Source organism: Bradyrhizobium sp. A5 (assembly GCF_042076515.1).
Classification (GTDB): domain Bacteria; phylum Pseudomonadota; class Alphaproteobacteria; order Rhizobiales; family Xanthobacteraceae; genus Bradyrhizobium; species Bradyrhizobium cosmicum.
This window is the reverse complement of sequence record NZ_CP148990.1, coordinates 615,157-629,288: the sequence shown is the minus strand read 5'-3', so window position 1 is coordinate 629,288 and position 14,132 is coordinate 615,157. Positions and strand designations below refer to the sequence as shown.

Sequence of the window (14,132 nt, the reverse complement as noted above, 5' to 3'; positions counted from 1 at the left end):
ACCAATGGTTTCTCTGAAGTTCTCAATGTCCCAACGTGCCGGCTCGACCGTTCCCCAATCCGAATTCGTGTTCCCACCAAGATCGTCGATCGACTACGCGGCAAGCGCGTGTTGCTCAACATCAGCACACCCGACGACTATCCATTCGTCCGGACGGTGACGATCGGAAGCGACGTAGCGTTTAGCCTCGGGATGGCCGACAGGACTATTGCGGAGGCGCGACAGGCCAACGCTCTGGATCATCTTCGCCGGTTGTTCGATCTGACCGAAGCGCTTCGTAGCTGACTCGGGGAGACGGCCCGCTGTTCGCGAGAAGTAGCTAAAAACGTGTTCTTGATTTTGTTCGAACGGTGGTAACCGACGAACGGGTCCAGCCGAATCACGCATGGCGGCACCGCCTCAAGTCAGTCAGTCAGTCGTAACCTTGGATTCGATCCGCGTGTCGTCGACGCCATTCAGGGCCACGCGGCCCGAACATCTGGCGAGGACTATGGCGACGTGTCTGTGCTCGCCATGGCCCGTGTGATCAACGCCATCCCCCGGATTGCAAAAGCGCCCCCGGCCTGAGTGGCTGAGGACGTTGATGGCCCGGATAGGCCAATTATGGCTTTACTCATAAGCGCCCCAAGCGGGCAGCGCTGATCTCTGCTCTACGCTCGACAGCGGCGGAATAGCGGACGTCCCTCAACCGGCGCTTTGGGACATGAACAGACATGCCACGCTCATGACACAGCAAATGGCTTGAGAACTCAGAGGCCGATCATGGCAGAGAGGGCGCCCACCCAGGCCGCCAGCGCGACCAATATCAATCCGGGGATCACGCGGACGGCAAAAGAGCCGCCACCACTGGTGCTGGCAAGGACCAGCTTGCTCATCGTGTTGGTCGATAGTGCGGTCAGGATCGGCAGAACTGCGTCGGCCGCGGTCAGCTTTCCTGATGCGACGAGCGAAGCCACCGAGATGGCTGCTGAATGCGTATCGACGAAGCCGGCAAGCGCGGCGGCCAGAACAATGCCATTCTTGCCGAACCACTCCTGCAGCGCGGCCGAGGCAACCATGATGCAGGAAAGGGTCAGGGCGAAAACGAGAGCGGTAATGAGATTAAAAGCGCGCCCGCCTTCTGCCTCGCCGCCGCCGGCTTCCTGCCGTAACGCGCGAACTGTAAAAATTGTCCCGTAGATGACTGCCATCAGGCCGGCGCTTGCGAGAGAAATGGAAAGAGCTCGGAGGGTCGGCCAGCTTGTGGCACCGAGGACAATCGCCATTTGCGCGATCGTTGCAATCGTCGATAGTACCGCACCGGCAACCGCGGCCGTCATAACAACGGCCGTAGCTCTAACTCGTGTGCCCATTGCGGCTATTGTAGCAGTGCTTGAGATGAACCCTGATGCGAGCCCCGCGATAGGTAGGCCAAATCTGGTCCCGAGCATGCGAACTGCGATGTAACCGGCGCCGCTGATCGCCATGACGAGTACTACCAGAATCCAGATTGAATGCGGATTGAGCGCACCGAACGGCCCCATCGAACGATCTGGAACAAGCGGCAGGACGACAAGCGTCGCACCGGCGAAGATTAGGATGTCATTGAGTTCCTCTTCGGTCAGGACCGCGCGGACAAAGCGGTGAAGCCGGGTTCGCGAGGCGAGCAGAACGGCCGCAGTAACGGCGAGCCCGCCAGCCAGCGCCGGCTGTTGCGTTGAAAGCCCGCCCAGTAGAACGGTCAGGATCAGGGCGATTTCCGTCGTCAAGCCGGGATCGTCATTGGTGCCTCGCCAATAACCGATCGCGGTCAACGCGATGACACCGGCAGTCGCGACCGCAAGCAACCCCTCGGATCCGACGATGAGGCTGATCGCACCGACAAGTGACGCAACAGTGAACGTTCGTATCCCCGCCGGAGAACGCGCCGGTCCCTCGCCTTTGCGGCGTTCCCGTTCGGCGCCGATCAGCAGGCCAATCCCAAGTGCCACGACAAGGTTGAGGATCACGGGTGAGACTATGTTTGTAGGAGACTCGGTTTCGATCTGGGTGGTCAACGTGATTTCATCACCCGTGTTTATCGGGCGCACGTTTTGGCTGCACTGACCAAGTTGCCGGCTCGTCGTCTTTGTCCGCCTCAGCCGCCGCCGCCGTCGCCTGCACCTTGCCGGGCTTGTGATGAGCGGGCGCATAGATCGCATAGACCTGCATCGGAGTCGTGCCTATATTGGTGATATTGTGCCAAGTCCCCGACGGAACGAGGACGCACCAGCCGTCCGTTACTTCCCTTTCAAAAGTCAGTTTGTCTTTCGCGGCTCCCATCTGCACCCGGCCACGGCCGGCGTCGAGGCGCAGGAACTGATCCGTCTCTGTATGTGCTTCAAGGCCAATATCCCCGCCGACAGGGATCGACATCAGCGTCACTTGCAGATAGCGCCCGCTCCAAGCGACGGAGCGATAATCAGTGTTTTCCTTCGTCGCGTGTTCAATGTTGAACGATTGCGGCTGTGGGCCGATGTCCTTGATTGTCATTTTAGCCTCCAATCTGACCCTGCCACGATAATTCGCGAACTGAGGGTAGATAATCTGCGTCTTCGGCGAAGCCATTGCGGCAGATCAACGGAGCCGAAGGCGAAGGTCCGCAGAGAGTCGGCTCATCTCCACGGTTCGCTCCGTCACCCTTCAAATGATTCACTTTTCAGCTTAGCTCGTTTGTGACGTCCCCGGGTGTCCAGATCCCTGGTCGGCGGAATGGCCAAGTCGAGAGTCGCCGATTTCAGTCGTTGCGTCTCTGCGCGCACGCGGCAGATAGATCGTGACCGTGGTTCCCTTGCGGAGCTCGCTCTCGATCACCGCGACACCGCCGCATTGTTTGGCTAACCTATAGACGCTGGCGAGACCGAGCCCGGTGCCTTTGCCCGGCTCTTTGGTCGTGAACAAGGGCTCGAATGCGACCGCGAGGATTTCGGGCGGCATGCCCGAGCCTGTGTCGGAGACCGCGACTGCCACGTAATCGCCCGAGAGATTGTTGTGCTCGCCGTGCAGCGTCCGATTCATCGTCGATATTTGTACAGTGCCTTCCGCGGTCATGGCATCGCGCGCATTGACGACCAGGTTGATAATCGCCATCTCCAGTTGGCTCGCGTCGCCGCGTGCGGGCCAAGCCTCCGTTGCGAGGTTGAAACTCAGCTTGCCGATTGTGCCCAGCGACTGCTCCAGCACTCCCTCCATGGCAAGGATCGCCTGATTGACGTCGATGATCGTCACTGCCGACGGCTCCTGGCGTGCGAAGGCCATAAGGGAGCGGACGAGCTGCTGGCCCCGTTTGGCACTAGCCAGGGCAGTATTGATACGCAATCGCGAGCGGGGATCATCGATCCGCTTCTCGAGCATATCCAGGTTTCCCAGGATCGGGGTGAGCAGATTTCCGAAATCGTGGGCCATGGTGGCGGCCATCTGGCCAAGCGCTTCCAGCTTCTGTGATCGCCGGAGCGACTCCTCGATTTGTGCTTTTTGGTGCTGCGCCTCGTCGCGCTCGACCTCGCGCTGGTTGATCAATTGGGAAGCCGTTGTCAGAGCTTGGCCTAGCTCGTTCACCTCTCGAATTTCGACCATCGGGACATCAATCTTCCTGGACAGTCCCAGCGCGAGCGCCGGAGTAGTCATCGCGCGGATCGAGCGGACGATTCGCCTGCTGATGCTTGACGCCAACAACGCGCCGAGCAACAGCACGAGGACCGCTGTAGCGCTCTGGATCATCAGTGCCCATCGCAGACCCGTCGTAAAGACGCTCTTGGGAACGCCGAATGCGATCATCCAGCCCGTGACCGACGACCGGTGGTATCCGCCGATGACTGCGATGCCTTCCAGCGTCGGGGTCTCGTATATGCCCTCCTGCGCCCTAGAGGTTTGGCGTTGGAATTCAGGCGTTCCCTGCTGGCCGATGAACAGTTCCGGATCCTTGGTCCGGGCGACGATTGTCCCGCCGGTGTCGAGGATCGCCACGATCCAGCCCTCCGGTATCTTCTGCCGCTCCAAGATTACGGCAAGAGTCGCGGGAAGGATGCCCATCACAAGCGCATACGCAACCTTCCCGTCCCGAAACACGGGCACACCGACGGCGATTTGAGGCTGTCTCGATGTGGCTCCGATATAAAAATCGGAAATCGCAGGACGGGCGGACTCGAAGACGGTGCGGACCATGCCTGGGATGCTGGTCCTGTGCAACGACTGTCCGTAGGGTACCATCGTGCTGACGAGGAGTTGTCCGGCCGGGTCCGCCAAGCCAATTACATGGCCTGCCAGCCCCTGCAGCAGTTCGCGCGAAAGCTCTTGAAAGGCGGCAAGATCACCGGACTGGAGGTAGGGTGACGTTGCAAGCACCCGCAAGCTCGACTGGGCGCTGAGCAGTTCGCCGTCGACCGCCTGCATCAGCGCGCGTGTCGTGGCCAGAGTATTGCGTTCGGCATTGGCGCGTGCCGCAATATACGAGTCGGTGATCAGGTAGCCGGCGACCACCATTGCCGGAACCGTGCAGATCACGAGGAGCAATCCCAACCAGAACCGTATGGATCGACCACGGTTTTCGACAGGAAGTACGCGCCCGGACATGAACTCTTCCCCGATAGAGCTTTTGGGCGAACCGCGCGACAGCCCGCGAAACGTGGGACTATATGAGCCTAAGGCGGGCGGGTTCTTTTTGATGTGGGTCAAGGCCTGCGACGAGAACCCGGACCAACGCCTCCAGGTGGGGGACCGGGAAATTTCTGCCGCCTCATGCCTGCCCTCAAGCTGAGAAAAGGCCATCGTGTCGGTTCAAAGCAGGACTCCGGAAGGGACCTTCGCTACTGTAACGTGGGATGCTGGCCAAATGTCTCAGGTGGGTCACAAGCGTCGGTGGTGGGTTCGGCGTCAGCACCGCCGAACCCGATGCTATGACATGGGCTGCAACTGATGGCATGACTCGCAGAGAGCCTGGGGTCGAAGTACAGCATCTTGCCGAGTTCGACCTTATCGGGGGGTCGCCACGTTAGCCGGCAGATCTGGCGGAGCAGTCGGGATCGGCTCGAACTGCTGCTTCGCGTTCGCCAGCAGATCGTCCTGTGCCAAAGCGGGGGATGCAAAGAGGCAACTGACGATAGCAATGCGACGGCGTATCTGATCATGAGCCAAATCAAGGTGAACCTCATCGCACAGGCGCCGCTCTAACCGGATGCCGAAGCAGTAACCGATCAGCAGCATCCGGATCATGAGCTCCGGATCGATCGATGGCCGACCGATGCTGCTGTAGAAGGTTGCCAGGTCTCGCTTGATCTCTTGAAGGTCGACAAACCTATCGATCGACGTGAGCAGGTGATCGGTGGGAACATGCTTCTCAAGCGAGAACTCGTAGAACAAAGCGGCCTGATCGACTTGCCGATACCCCATCATGATCTTCAATCACTGATCTATCTGCGCCGCAACAGCCGCCTTTTTCAACAGAATCGGCCATAAGCCGACACCGCGTCCACGCGCCTATGTCTATATGCTGGAGCGTCATCCCCAACGCTGCGATGATCGCCTTGATTGCGTATCCACAATATGAAATTGCGAAATCTGCCGCGGGCACAAAACGAGCGAGGACTTTGCAGGCTATGGCTGTGTCAGAAGATAGATTGCCCACTGGCGGCTTTGCTCACCTGGTCCCGGAATTGGACGTGTTTGACCTGCATCGGAGCATAACGTTCTGGTGTGATATCCTCGGCTTCCGGATCGCTTATCAGCGGCCTGAAAGTCGATTTGTGTACTTGGAGTTTCAGGGTGCGCAGGTCATGCTCAGACAGCACAGTGGTCATTGGCAAACTGGTGTTTTAGAACGACCACTGGGGCGCGGTATCAACTTCCAAATCTTTGTCGGCTCCGTCGCGCCACTTCTCGACGCTTTAAAAAATGCAGGATGGCCGCTCTACAGGGAATGTCACGATGCCTGGTATCGGATCGCCGGTGAGGAGCGAGGCAACAGGCAGTTTTTGGTGCAGGACCCCGACGGCTACCTTCTGCGCTTCGCGCAAGACTTGGGAAAAAGATAGCTTTTCGACCCAGCAATCCCACTTCGAGATTGTGCGCCTAGGGTCTTGGCCGTGTAAAAACTCCATCCCGGGAAAGCCGGGGAGAAAGCCGGACCGGTTCGGCGTCAGGCCACGATCGCGGCCATCAACGGCTTGGTCCCAACGATGTTCATAACCCGGGTCAGATTGTAGGCCAGAACCGAGAGGGCCATTTCGGCGGCTACTTTTGGGAGGGTTTTGGTCAGGAAGTGGGTCGCACCCATGCGCGCCTTCATGGTGCCGAACGGATGCTCGACGGTCTCGCGACGTAGTCGCATGGCGAGCGGGTTCGCATCGAGCCGCTGCTGCACGGCGTCGAGCAGATGCTCGTGTTCCCATCGCGTGATCCGTCGCTCGGACCCGGGCGTGCACTGGGTTTTGATCGAACAATTCTTGCAGGCGTTGGTCCAGTAGCGCCGCAGCATCTTGTCGGCTTCTTCGTTTGTATAGCGATACGGCAACCGCTCCCCGGCCGGACAACGATAGGCGTCGTCCTCCGGCAAATAGACAAAGTCCTGCTTGCCGAAGCGTCCGTCCGACTTGGCGCCCGAAGTCATCGGCTTGGGCAGGGTTACCGTGATGCCGGCCTCGTGGCAGGCAAGGATCTCCGGGCTGCTGAAGTAGCCGCGGTCGGCAACGGCCTCGAGGGTCTCGGTCTGCAGTACAGTCTTTGCCTGCCTGGCCATATTGGCGAGTTGCGCCCGATCCGAGCCGCTGTTCGTCACCTCATGGGTAATGATCAGGTGATGATCGGTATCCACAGCGACCTGCACGTTGTAGCCGACGACGCCCGAGCCGCGGCCGCTGGTTGCCATCGAGCGGCTGTCGGGATCTGTCAGAGATATCTGCTGGTCGGGCGAAGCCAGCATCTGCTTCTCGTAGACGGCAAGCTTGCCCATTTGCTCTTTCACCTTCGCCAGCTTCTCCTTGAGCCTTGTCACCTTCGCGGCCAGCGCTTCGGTCGGCTCCTGCCGGTCGGTGGTGTCAAGCTGGCTCAGATAGCGGGCGACGCTCTCCTCCAGTTGGGCACGCCGCCGCTCCACCTTTGCCCGCGTGAAGTTCCTGTCCCGGTTGTTAACGGCCTTGAACTTGCTGCCATCGATGGCAACACTCGCCGTCGCGAGAAGGCCCATCTCACGACAAAGCTCAACGAAGCGCGCACATACCTTGCGTAGCCCCAGGCTGTTGTCCTTGCGGAAGTCCGCGATCGTCTTGTGATCAGGCACGAGCCGGCCCAGCAACCACATCACCTCGACATTGCGGCCGGCCTCTCGCTCCAACCGCCGGCTCGACTGAACCCGGTTTAGATAACCGTAGATGTAAAGCTTCAGGAGCACCGAAGGATGGTACGACGGCCGTCCGGTCGCCGCCGGGGCCACCCCATCGAAGCCCATTTCCGCCAAATCGAGCGCATCGACAAACACGTCGATCACGCGAACCGGGTTGCCTTCGTCAATGAAATCATCGAGGCATTCGGGCAGCAGCGTCGACTGCCCACGATCCGCCTCTTCAATGAAGCGCCTCATCAATTCTCTCCCGAGAATCATCGAGAGAATCATAGCAGCGCAATGGCGTTTTCACACAGCCAGGGTCACTTGCGAACATCGCGCGAGCGAGAGCTACGGTCAGATTGGGCCAGGAGTTACAGCGCACTCACCCGCAGGAGCCTCATCTTTACCCACCTGATGCCCAGCGAACCGATCGTCTGCCCGGCGCAAGCGTCGGCAAAGCTCGCGGTTGATATTCTGCAGGACGATCACGTAGGCGTGGATATCGGCCTTGTAGCAGGCGTAGAGCTTTTGGGCGGTTAGCTCATACAGCACCGTCGGGCTCTCCGCGACCACCGTGGCGGAGCGGTTTTGCATTTCGATCAGCGTCATCTCGCCGAAGAAGTCGCCGGGCTCCAGAACGGAAATCGGAATGACGCTCCCCGCATCCGCCCGTTTGCTCACCGCCAGCCGGCCGGACTTGACGATGAACATCGAGCGTCCCGGCTCGTCTTCCGCTACGACGGTCGCGCCGGCAAAGCGGCACTCGACCAGCATCGAAATCAGCAGGTCGAGACTTGGGTCCGGGAGACCGCCGAAGAACGGCGTCGCGAGCAGGAACGCTTTCATATCAGAGGCACTGACAACCATCGCGCGAGGATACGCTCCATCGCCATCTGCGGCAAGCAGAGCGGATGTCGCACTGACAGCGCCCAATGTGCTCGAACAAGAGGGCCAGCAGGAGTCTCGTAGGATGGGGTCAGCGCAAGCGAGACCCACTAATTCCACAAGAGCGATGGGTTTCGCTTTTCGCTCTACCGATCCTGCGCTCGCTGAACATGCGGTCAGAGGTCAGCCTCTTCCTTGGCCAGCGTCAGCAAGCGAAGAGTCAGAAATGTGAACACCGCGACCGTCACCGCGACGTCGTAGGCACCGAGCCCGACGGAGACGCCGATGGCGCCGGTGGCCCACAGGCTTGCGGCCGTCGCGGTGCCCTGCACCGAATTGCCTTGCTTGAGGATCGCACCGCCGCCGATGAAGCCGATGCCGGTGATGAGGCCCTCGATCACCTTGGCCATGCCGTCAGGCGAATGCACCAGCAGGCTTTCGCTGGCCTGCACGAAGCCGCAGCTTGCCAGCGCGACCAGCGGAAAGGTGCGCAGGCCCGCGCTTCGCGCCCGCTTCTCACGGTCCCACCCGATCGGGACGGCGAGCGCAAACGCTGCCGCCAGCGCGACGACATGAACGCCGATGTTGAATCTGTCCAAAGCAAATCCCCGAACCAAAGCAGCCACCAAAATCAAGCCGGCCTGCAACGCGGACGGGCTGCGGATGGTTTCAGGACGGGCGGATTTGCCGCATGCGTCAGTTCGGGCGTTGTAGGGTGGGTTACGCCTTGCGGTTTGCGCTTCGCGCAACCCCCAAGGCTAACCCGCCCTACGCGTCCCTACTCCGCCAACTCCCGCATCACCTTGATCAGGTCCGACTTGCCCTCGAAGCCGATCCCTGGAAGCTCGGGCATGACGATGTGGCCGGCTTCGACCTTCACGCCGTCAGGGAAGCCGCCATAGGGCTGGAACAGATCGGGATAGCTCTCATTGCCGCCGAGGCCGAGGCCCGCGGCGATGTTGAGCGACATCTGGTGGCCGCCGTGCGGGATGCAGCGCGAGGGCGACCAGCCGAACTGATGCAGCACGTCGAGGGTGCGCAGATATTCGACCAGGCCATAGGACAGCGCGCAGTCGAACTGCAGCCAGTCGCGGTCCGGCCGCATGCCGCCGTAGCGCAGGAGGTTGCGCGCATCCTGATGCGAGAACAGGTTCTCGCCGGTGGCCATCGGGCCGGGATAGAATTCCGAGAGCGCGGCCTGAAGTGCGTAATCGAGGGGATCGCCGACCTCCTCGTACCAGAACAGCGGATATTGCCGGAGCATCTTCGCATAGGCGATGCCGGTCTCCAGATCAAAGCGGCCGTTCGCGTCGACGGCGAGCTGCGCCTGCGACCCGATCTCGGACAGCACCGCCTCGATGCGGCGCTGATCGTCGTCGAGGGAAGCGCCGCCGATCTTCATCTTGACGACGTTGTAGCCGCGATCGAGATAGCCGCGCATCTCGGCGCGCAGCGCGGTGTTGTCCTTGCCGGGATAATAGTAGCCACCGGCCGCATAGACGAACACGCGCGGATTGGCCTCAAGCCCCTTCTGCTCGGCAAGCAGGCGGAACAGCGGCTTTCTCGCGATCTTGGCCGCGGCGTCCCAGATCGCCATGTCGAGCGTGCCGACCGCAACCGAGCGCTCGCCGTGGCCGCCGGGCTTCTCGTTGCTCATCATCGCCGCCCAGAGCTTGTGCGGATCGAGATTGTCGCCGGCCTCGTTGAGGACGCTGTTGGGATCGGCTTCGAGGATGCGATTGCGGAACCGCTCGCGGATCAGCCCGCCCTGGCCGTAGCGGCCGTTGGAGTTGAAGCCGTAACCAACCACGCGCCGGCCGTCGCGCTCGACGTCGGTGACGACGGCGACGAGGCTCGCCGTCATCTTCGAGAAGTCGATATAGGCGTTCCTGATCGGGGACGCGATCGGCTTGGTGATCTCGCGGACGTCGACGATGCGCATGGGGGGTCTCCTGGCTTCGTGATAAGGCTGCATTGTCTATCGCGGCCACGCAGGCGCTGTCATTCATCTTCTTTCCAGGAAGGATCCGGAACATCTTCGATTCGAGGCTCCAGCGGTCCTCAGCCTGATTTCGGATGGCATGGGCCAGATGCACTACCATTTTGATAGCCGGCGCCTACATGTGAAGTCCGCGCTCCAACGCCCTCCATCCGGACCCCTCGCATGATCCCCTTCTCCGTGCTCGACCTCGCTCCAATCCGTCAGGGCAGCAATGCGGCGCAGGCGTTTGCCAATTCGCTCGATCTCGCCCGGCATGCCGAGGCCTGGGGTTACAAGCGGTTCTGGCTGGCCGAGCATCATAACATGACGGGGATCGCAAGCGCCGCGACGTCGGTGGTGATCGGACATGTCGCGGGCGGCACCAAGACGATCCGCGTCGGCTCCGGCGGCGTGATGCTGCCGAACCATTCGCCGCTGGTCATCGCCGAGCAGTTCGGTACGCTGGAATCGCTCTATCCCGGGCGGATCGATCTCGGGCTCGGGCGGGCGCCGGGCACCGACCAGTTCACCGCACGGGCGATGCGGCGCGATCTTGCAACGGCTTCCGAGAATTTTCCGCATGACGTGCTGGAGTTGCAGGCGCTGCTCGGCGATGTGGAGCCGAACCAGGCGATCCGCGCCGTGCCCGGCATGGGAACGAAGGTGCCGCTCTGGATCCTAGGATCGAGTACGTTTGGCGCGCAGCTTGCGGGCATGCTCGGCCTGCCCTTCGCGTTCGCGTCGCATTTCGCGCCGCAGATGATGATGCCGGCGCTGCGCGAGTATCGGTCGCGCTTCGCGCCGTCGGCGCAGCTCGACAAGCCCTATGCGATGGTCGGCGTCAACGTGTTTGCCGCCGACAGCGACGTCGAGGCGCAGCGCATGTTCACCTCGCTGCAGCAGCAGTTCATCAACCTGCGCCGCGGCACGCCGGGCCAGCTGCCGCCGCCGGTCGACGACATGGACGCGCTGTGGTCGCCGGCCGAGAAAGCCGGCGTCGGCCAGTCGCTGTCCTGCTCCGCGGTTGGCTCGCCGGATGTCGTCGAAGAGAAATTGAAGGCGCTGATCGCCGAGACCGGCGCGGACGAGCTGATGACCACGGGGCAGATCTACGACCACGCCGCGCGGCTGCGCTCGTTCGAGATCGCCGCCGAGGTGCGGGACCGGCTGGCGAAGCAGCCGGCGGCGTGATCACTGGCCGAACGCGTTACCCTGGCGGACCTGGCAAGTGGTGTTGGTCACCTCGATGCGGATAAGCTCGATCGGCCGATGCGACGTCAATCCGGGATAGCGGATGGGCGCGCTGCCTTCCTTGCCGTGAACGACGCGAAGCGAGCAGGAGGACGCATCGTCACTGAACGAGACGACGATACGCCGCGCGCCCGAACCGGCAAACTTCTGGTCGGCGGCAACGCTGCGACCTTCAAGGCGCCAGTTCAGCACCGACTTTCCCTCGCCGGAGACGGCCGCGTTGACAAGGCGGTTGTTATTACCCTTCGCGACCCTGTTGAAGCGGCTGAAGAAGCGGCCCTGCTCGCTGATGTAGAGCAGGACCTGGGACGTCTGGTAGCCAGGCTTTTCCTCGCCGGTATCCAGGAATTTCTCCGTCCGGCTGTCCGTCCACGACAGATCGACGGAGATGCCGCGCAGCGGTGCCGGAGCAGCCGACACGGATCCCGGAGGCAGCACCGGCAGAAGGAGCAGTGCAACAATCAGCCGCGTGGTCCATCCCTGCATGGTTGCCGCTCCGCCCCTGACGCATCCGTTGCGAATTTCTAGCGAGGATTGAGCGTATCGCCTAGGACGTCGTGCTGGTTCTAATCCGGAAAGCCGAACAGCTTGGCCGGATTGTGCACAAGAATCTTCTCCAGCTCCGCTTGATCCGCCGCGAAGCGGAACATCAGTTCGAGCAGGTCGGCGTCGTTGGGCGGCTGCTTGACGGAGACCGGATGCGGCCAGTCGCTGGCCCAGACGCAGCGGTCGAGTGCGGCCTCGATATAGCTGCGCGCGATCGGGATCACGTCGTCATAGGGCGGGCCGGCCTGCGAGGTCTTCTCGCCGAGCGACAGCATCACCCAGAAATTGCCCTTCTTGAGCAGCTCCAGCATCTTGCGCAGGTTCGGATCGTCCTTGCCGTTCGACGGCACGGGCCGCGCCATGTGGTCGATCAGTACCGGCACGTCGAGATTCTCGTATTTGGCGACGCTGGAGACGATGCCGTCCTTCTCCGGCTGGATCTTGACGTACCAGCCGAGCTCGCGGATGCGTGCGATGGCGCGGGCGAAATCGGCATCCGACAGCACGGCACCGAGCTCCTGGCGGAAGCTGAAGCGCGCGCCGCGCACGCCGGCGTCGTGCAGCTTGGCGAGATAGGAATCGTTCGCCTCCGCGAACACCAGCGCGTTGGCGCAGCCGCGATAGTTCGGGCCCATCGCGGCGAGGCCGTCGAGCACGACGGAATGGTCCGCGCCATAGGTCGTGGTCTGCACGATGATGCCGCGCTCGATGCCGAGCGTCTTGTGCACGCGCAGCGCCGCTTCCCAGGTCGCGCTCGGCATCCGGTAGGCGGCACCGGGACGCTCCGGATATTTGTCGATGGGACCGAGCACGTGAAACTGGCTGTCGACGGTCTTCGGCGGCGGCGCCTTGACCGGACGGCGGGGATTCGGATCGAACGGCAGATAGGTCGGCATGCGGATGCTCCCTCAGTCGATCATTGCGGTGAAGTCGCACTGCACCAGCGCGCCGCCGTCCATGTTGTCCATCGGCAGCGCGTGGCGCGCCGGGCGCGAATGCTCGTCCGGAAACATCTTGAGCCATTCGACATTGACCGGACCGCGCTGCGTGCGGTCCTTCAACCACACCGTCATCTTGATGATGTCGTCCGTGGTGCCGCCGGCGGCCTCGACCGTCGCCTTCATATGCGCGAACATGTTGGCGCATTGGGCGTCGAGACTCTCCGGCATCACACCGGCCGCGTCGCGGCCGAGGATGACGCCGGACATCACGAGACCGCCGATACGGCAGGCGTTCGGAATCGGATTGGCGTGCTTGAAGCCGCCGATATGAATGCTCTTGCGCCGCGATCCACCCGTCATGGTGCGCTCCCTCTTTGTTTATTGGTTCAGACGAACTGGCACGACACCGAGCCGAAGCTGCCGTAGTCGGCATGGAAGGTGTCGCCGCGGCGGATATCGACCGGACGCGTGAACGATCCCGCCAGCACCACTTCGCCGGCCGCGAGATGTTCGTCGTGCGGCGAGAGGCGGTTGGCGAGCCAGGCGATGCCGTTGGCGGGATGGTTGAGCACGCCGGCGGCAAGCCCGGTCTCCTCGACCTCGCCGTTGCGGAACAACAGGGCGCCGATCCAGCGCAAATCCGCGTCCATCGGGCGGAACGGCCGGCCGCCGAGCACCAGCGCGGCGTTGGCGGCGTTGTCCGAGATCGTATCCATCACCTTGCGCAGCTTGCCCGTTTCGGGATCGACGCGGTGCATGCGCGTCTCCAGGATTTCCAGCGCCGGCGTGACATAGTCGGTGGCGTTGAGCACGTCGAAGATGGTGCAGTCGGGCCCGCGCAGCGGTGTCTTCAGCACGAAGGCGAGCTCGACCTCGATGCGCGGCGCGTGGAAACGATCGAACGGGATCGGCGTGGCATCGGCATAGAACATGTCGGCGAACAGCACGCCGTAATCGGGCTCGGAGATGCCGACCGCGTTCTGCATCGCCTTCGAGGTCAGGCCGATCTTGTGGCCCTTGATGACGCGGCCGCGGCCGAGCTGGAGCTTGGTCCAGGCGCGCTGAACGGCATAGGCATCCTCGATGCTGAAATCGGGATATTCCTTGGTGAACATCGGGATCAGCGCCTTGGTGCGCTCGGCCTCATCGAGCCGCGCGGCGAGACGTTCGATCGTGGTGGTATCGAGCATGA

The 14,132-nt window shown here is 62.0% G+C and carries 14 protein-coding genes and 1 pseudogene; 2 read left to right on the top strand and 13 right to left on the bottom strand.

The window, feature by feature from the left end:
- Nucleotides 1-749: 749 nt before the first annotated feature.
- From WHZ77_RS02885 to WHZ77_RS02865, 5 genes and pseudogenes are all read right to left on the bottom strand, one after another.
- Nucleotides 750-2,036, bottom strand: coding sequence for an MgtC/SapB family protein (locus WHZ77_RS02885; RefSeq protein WP_375312302.1), 1,287 nt, complete (start codon nucleotides 2,034-2,036; stop codon nucleotides 750-752).
- Between the two features lie 10 nt (nucleotides 2,037-2,046).
- A complete protein-coding gene (locus WHZ77_RS02880; protein WP_375312301.1) occupies nucleotides 2,047-2,511 on the bottom strand; it encodes a cupin domain-containing protein in 465 nt (154 codons plus the stop codon).
- Nucleotides 2,512-2,682: 171 nt separating this feature from the next.
- On the bottom strand, nucleotides 2,683-4,590 hold the full coding sequence (locus WHZ77_RS02875; protein ID WP_375312300.1) for an ATP-binding protein: 1,908 nt from the start codon (nucleotides 4,588-4,590) through the stop codon (nucleotides 2,683-2,685).
- A 233-nt stretch (nucleotides 4,591-4,823) separates the two neighbouring features.
- A complete protein-coding gene (locus WHZ77_RS02870) occupies nucleotides 4,824-4,973 on the bottom strand; it encodes a cytochrome c peroxidase (RefSeq protein ID WP_375312299.1) in 150 nt (49 codons plus the stop codon).
- A gap of 169 nt (nucleotides 4,974-5,142) precedes the next feature.
- Nucleotides 5,143-5,409: pseudogene (locus WHZ77_RS02865) on the bottom strand (transposase); the annotation flags it as partial.
- 122 nt (nucleotides 5,410-5,531) lie between these two features.
- Between WHZ77_RS02865 and WHZ77_RS02860 the strand changes: the two are divergent.
- Nucleotides 5,532-6,047, top strand: coding sequence for a bleomycin resistance protein (locus tag WHZ77_RS02860; RefSeq protein WP_375312298.1), 516 nt, complete (start codon nucleotides 5,532-5,534; stop codon nucleotides 6,045-6,047).
- Between the two features lie 104 nt (nucleotides 6,048-6,151).
- On the opposite strand, the gene WHZ77_RS02855 is transcribed toward WHZ77_RS02860, so the two are convergent.
- From WHZ77_RS02855 to WHZ77_RS02840, 4 genes are all read right to left on the bottom strand, one after another.
- Nucleotides 6,152-7,591 (bottom strand): IS1182 family transposase, encoded by a 1,440-nt coding sequence (locus WHZ77_RS02855; RefSeq protein ID WP_375311387.1) that lies wholly within the window; start codon nucleotides 7,589-7,591, stop codon nucleotides 6,152-6,154.
- A 99-nt stretch (nucleotides 7,592-7,690) separates the two neighbouring features.
- The gene (locus WHZ77_RS02850; RefSeq protein WP_375312297.1) at nucleotides 7,691-8,203 is read right to left on the bottom strand and encodes a Crp/Fnr family transcriptional regulator; all 513 of its coding nucleotides are present in this window, start codon (nucleotides 8,201-8,203) and stop codon (nucleotides 7,691-7,693) included.
- Between the two features lie 194 nt (nucleotides 8,204-8,397).
- Complete coding sequence (locus WHZ77_RS02845) at nucleotides 8,398-8,820, bottom strand: MgtC/SapB family protein (RefSeq protein ID WP_375312296.1); 423 nt, start codon at nucleotides 8,818-8,820, stop codon at nucleotides 8,398-8,400.
- A 179-nt stretch (nucleotides 8,821-8,999) separates the two neighbouring features.
- Nucleotides 9,000-10,163 carry a mandelate racemase/muconate lactonizing enzyme family protein gene (locus tag WHZ77_RS02840; protein ID WP_375312295.1) on the bottom strand — a complete coding sequence of 388 codons (1,164 nt, stop codon included), beginning with the start codon at nucleotides 10,161-10,163 and terminating at the stop codon, nucleotides 9,000-9,002.
- 222 nt (nucleotides 10,164-10,385) lie between these two features.
- On the opposite strand from WHZ77_RS02840, the gene WHZ77_RS02835 reads away from it, so the two are divergent.
- Nucleotides 10,386-11,393 carry an LLM class flavin-dependent oxidoreductase gene (locus WHZ77_RS02835; protein WP_375312294.1) on the top strand — a complete coding sequence of 336 codons (1,008 nt, stop codon included), beginning with the start codon at nucleotides 10,386-10,388 and terminating at the stop codon, nucleotides 11,391-11,393.
- Here the strand turns inward: WHZ77_RS02835 and WHZ77_RS02830 are convergent, their stop codons facing one another.
- The 4 genes from WHZ77_RS02830 to hpaH all read right to left on the bottom strand — a co-directional run bounded on the left by WHZ77_RS02830 (nucleotide 11,394) and on the right by hpaH (nucleotide 14,130).
- On the bottom strand, nucleotides 11,394-11,939 hold the full coding sequence (locus tag WHZ77_RS02830; protein ID WP_375312293.1) for a hypothetical protein: 546 nt from the start codon (nucleotides 11,937-11,939) through the stop codon (nucleotides 11,394-11,396).
- Nucleotides 11,940-12,019: 80 nt separating this feature from the next.
- On the bottom strand, nucleotides 12,020-12,895 hold the full coding sequence (locus WHZ77_RS02825; protein WP_375312292.1) for an amidohydrolase family protein: 876 nt from the start codon (nucleotides 12,893-12,895) through the stop codon (nucleotides 12,020-12,022).
- Nucleotides 12,896-12,907: 12 nt separating this feature from the next.
- Complete coding sequence (locus WHZ77_RS02820; RefSeq protein ID WP_375312291.1) at nucleotides 12,908-13,300, bottom strand: RidA family protein; 393 nt, start codon at nucleotides 13,298-13,300, stop codon at nucleotides 12,908-12,910.
- A gap of 26 nt (nucleotides 13,301-13,326) precedes the next feature.
- Nucleotides 13,327-14,130: a 2-oxo-hept-4-ene-1,7-dioate hydratase gene (hpaH, locus tag WHZ77_RS02815; RefSeq protein ID WP_375312290.1), complete on the bottom strand. Its 804-nt coding sequence runs from the start codon at nucleotides 14,128-14,130 to the stop codon at nucleotides 13,327-13,329.
- Between the last annotated feature and the right edge of the window lie 2 nt (nucleotides 14,131-14,132).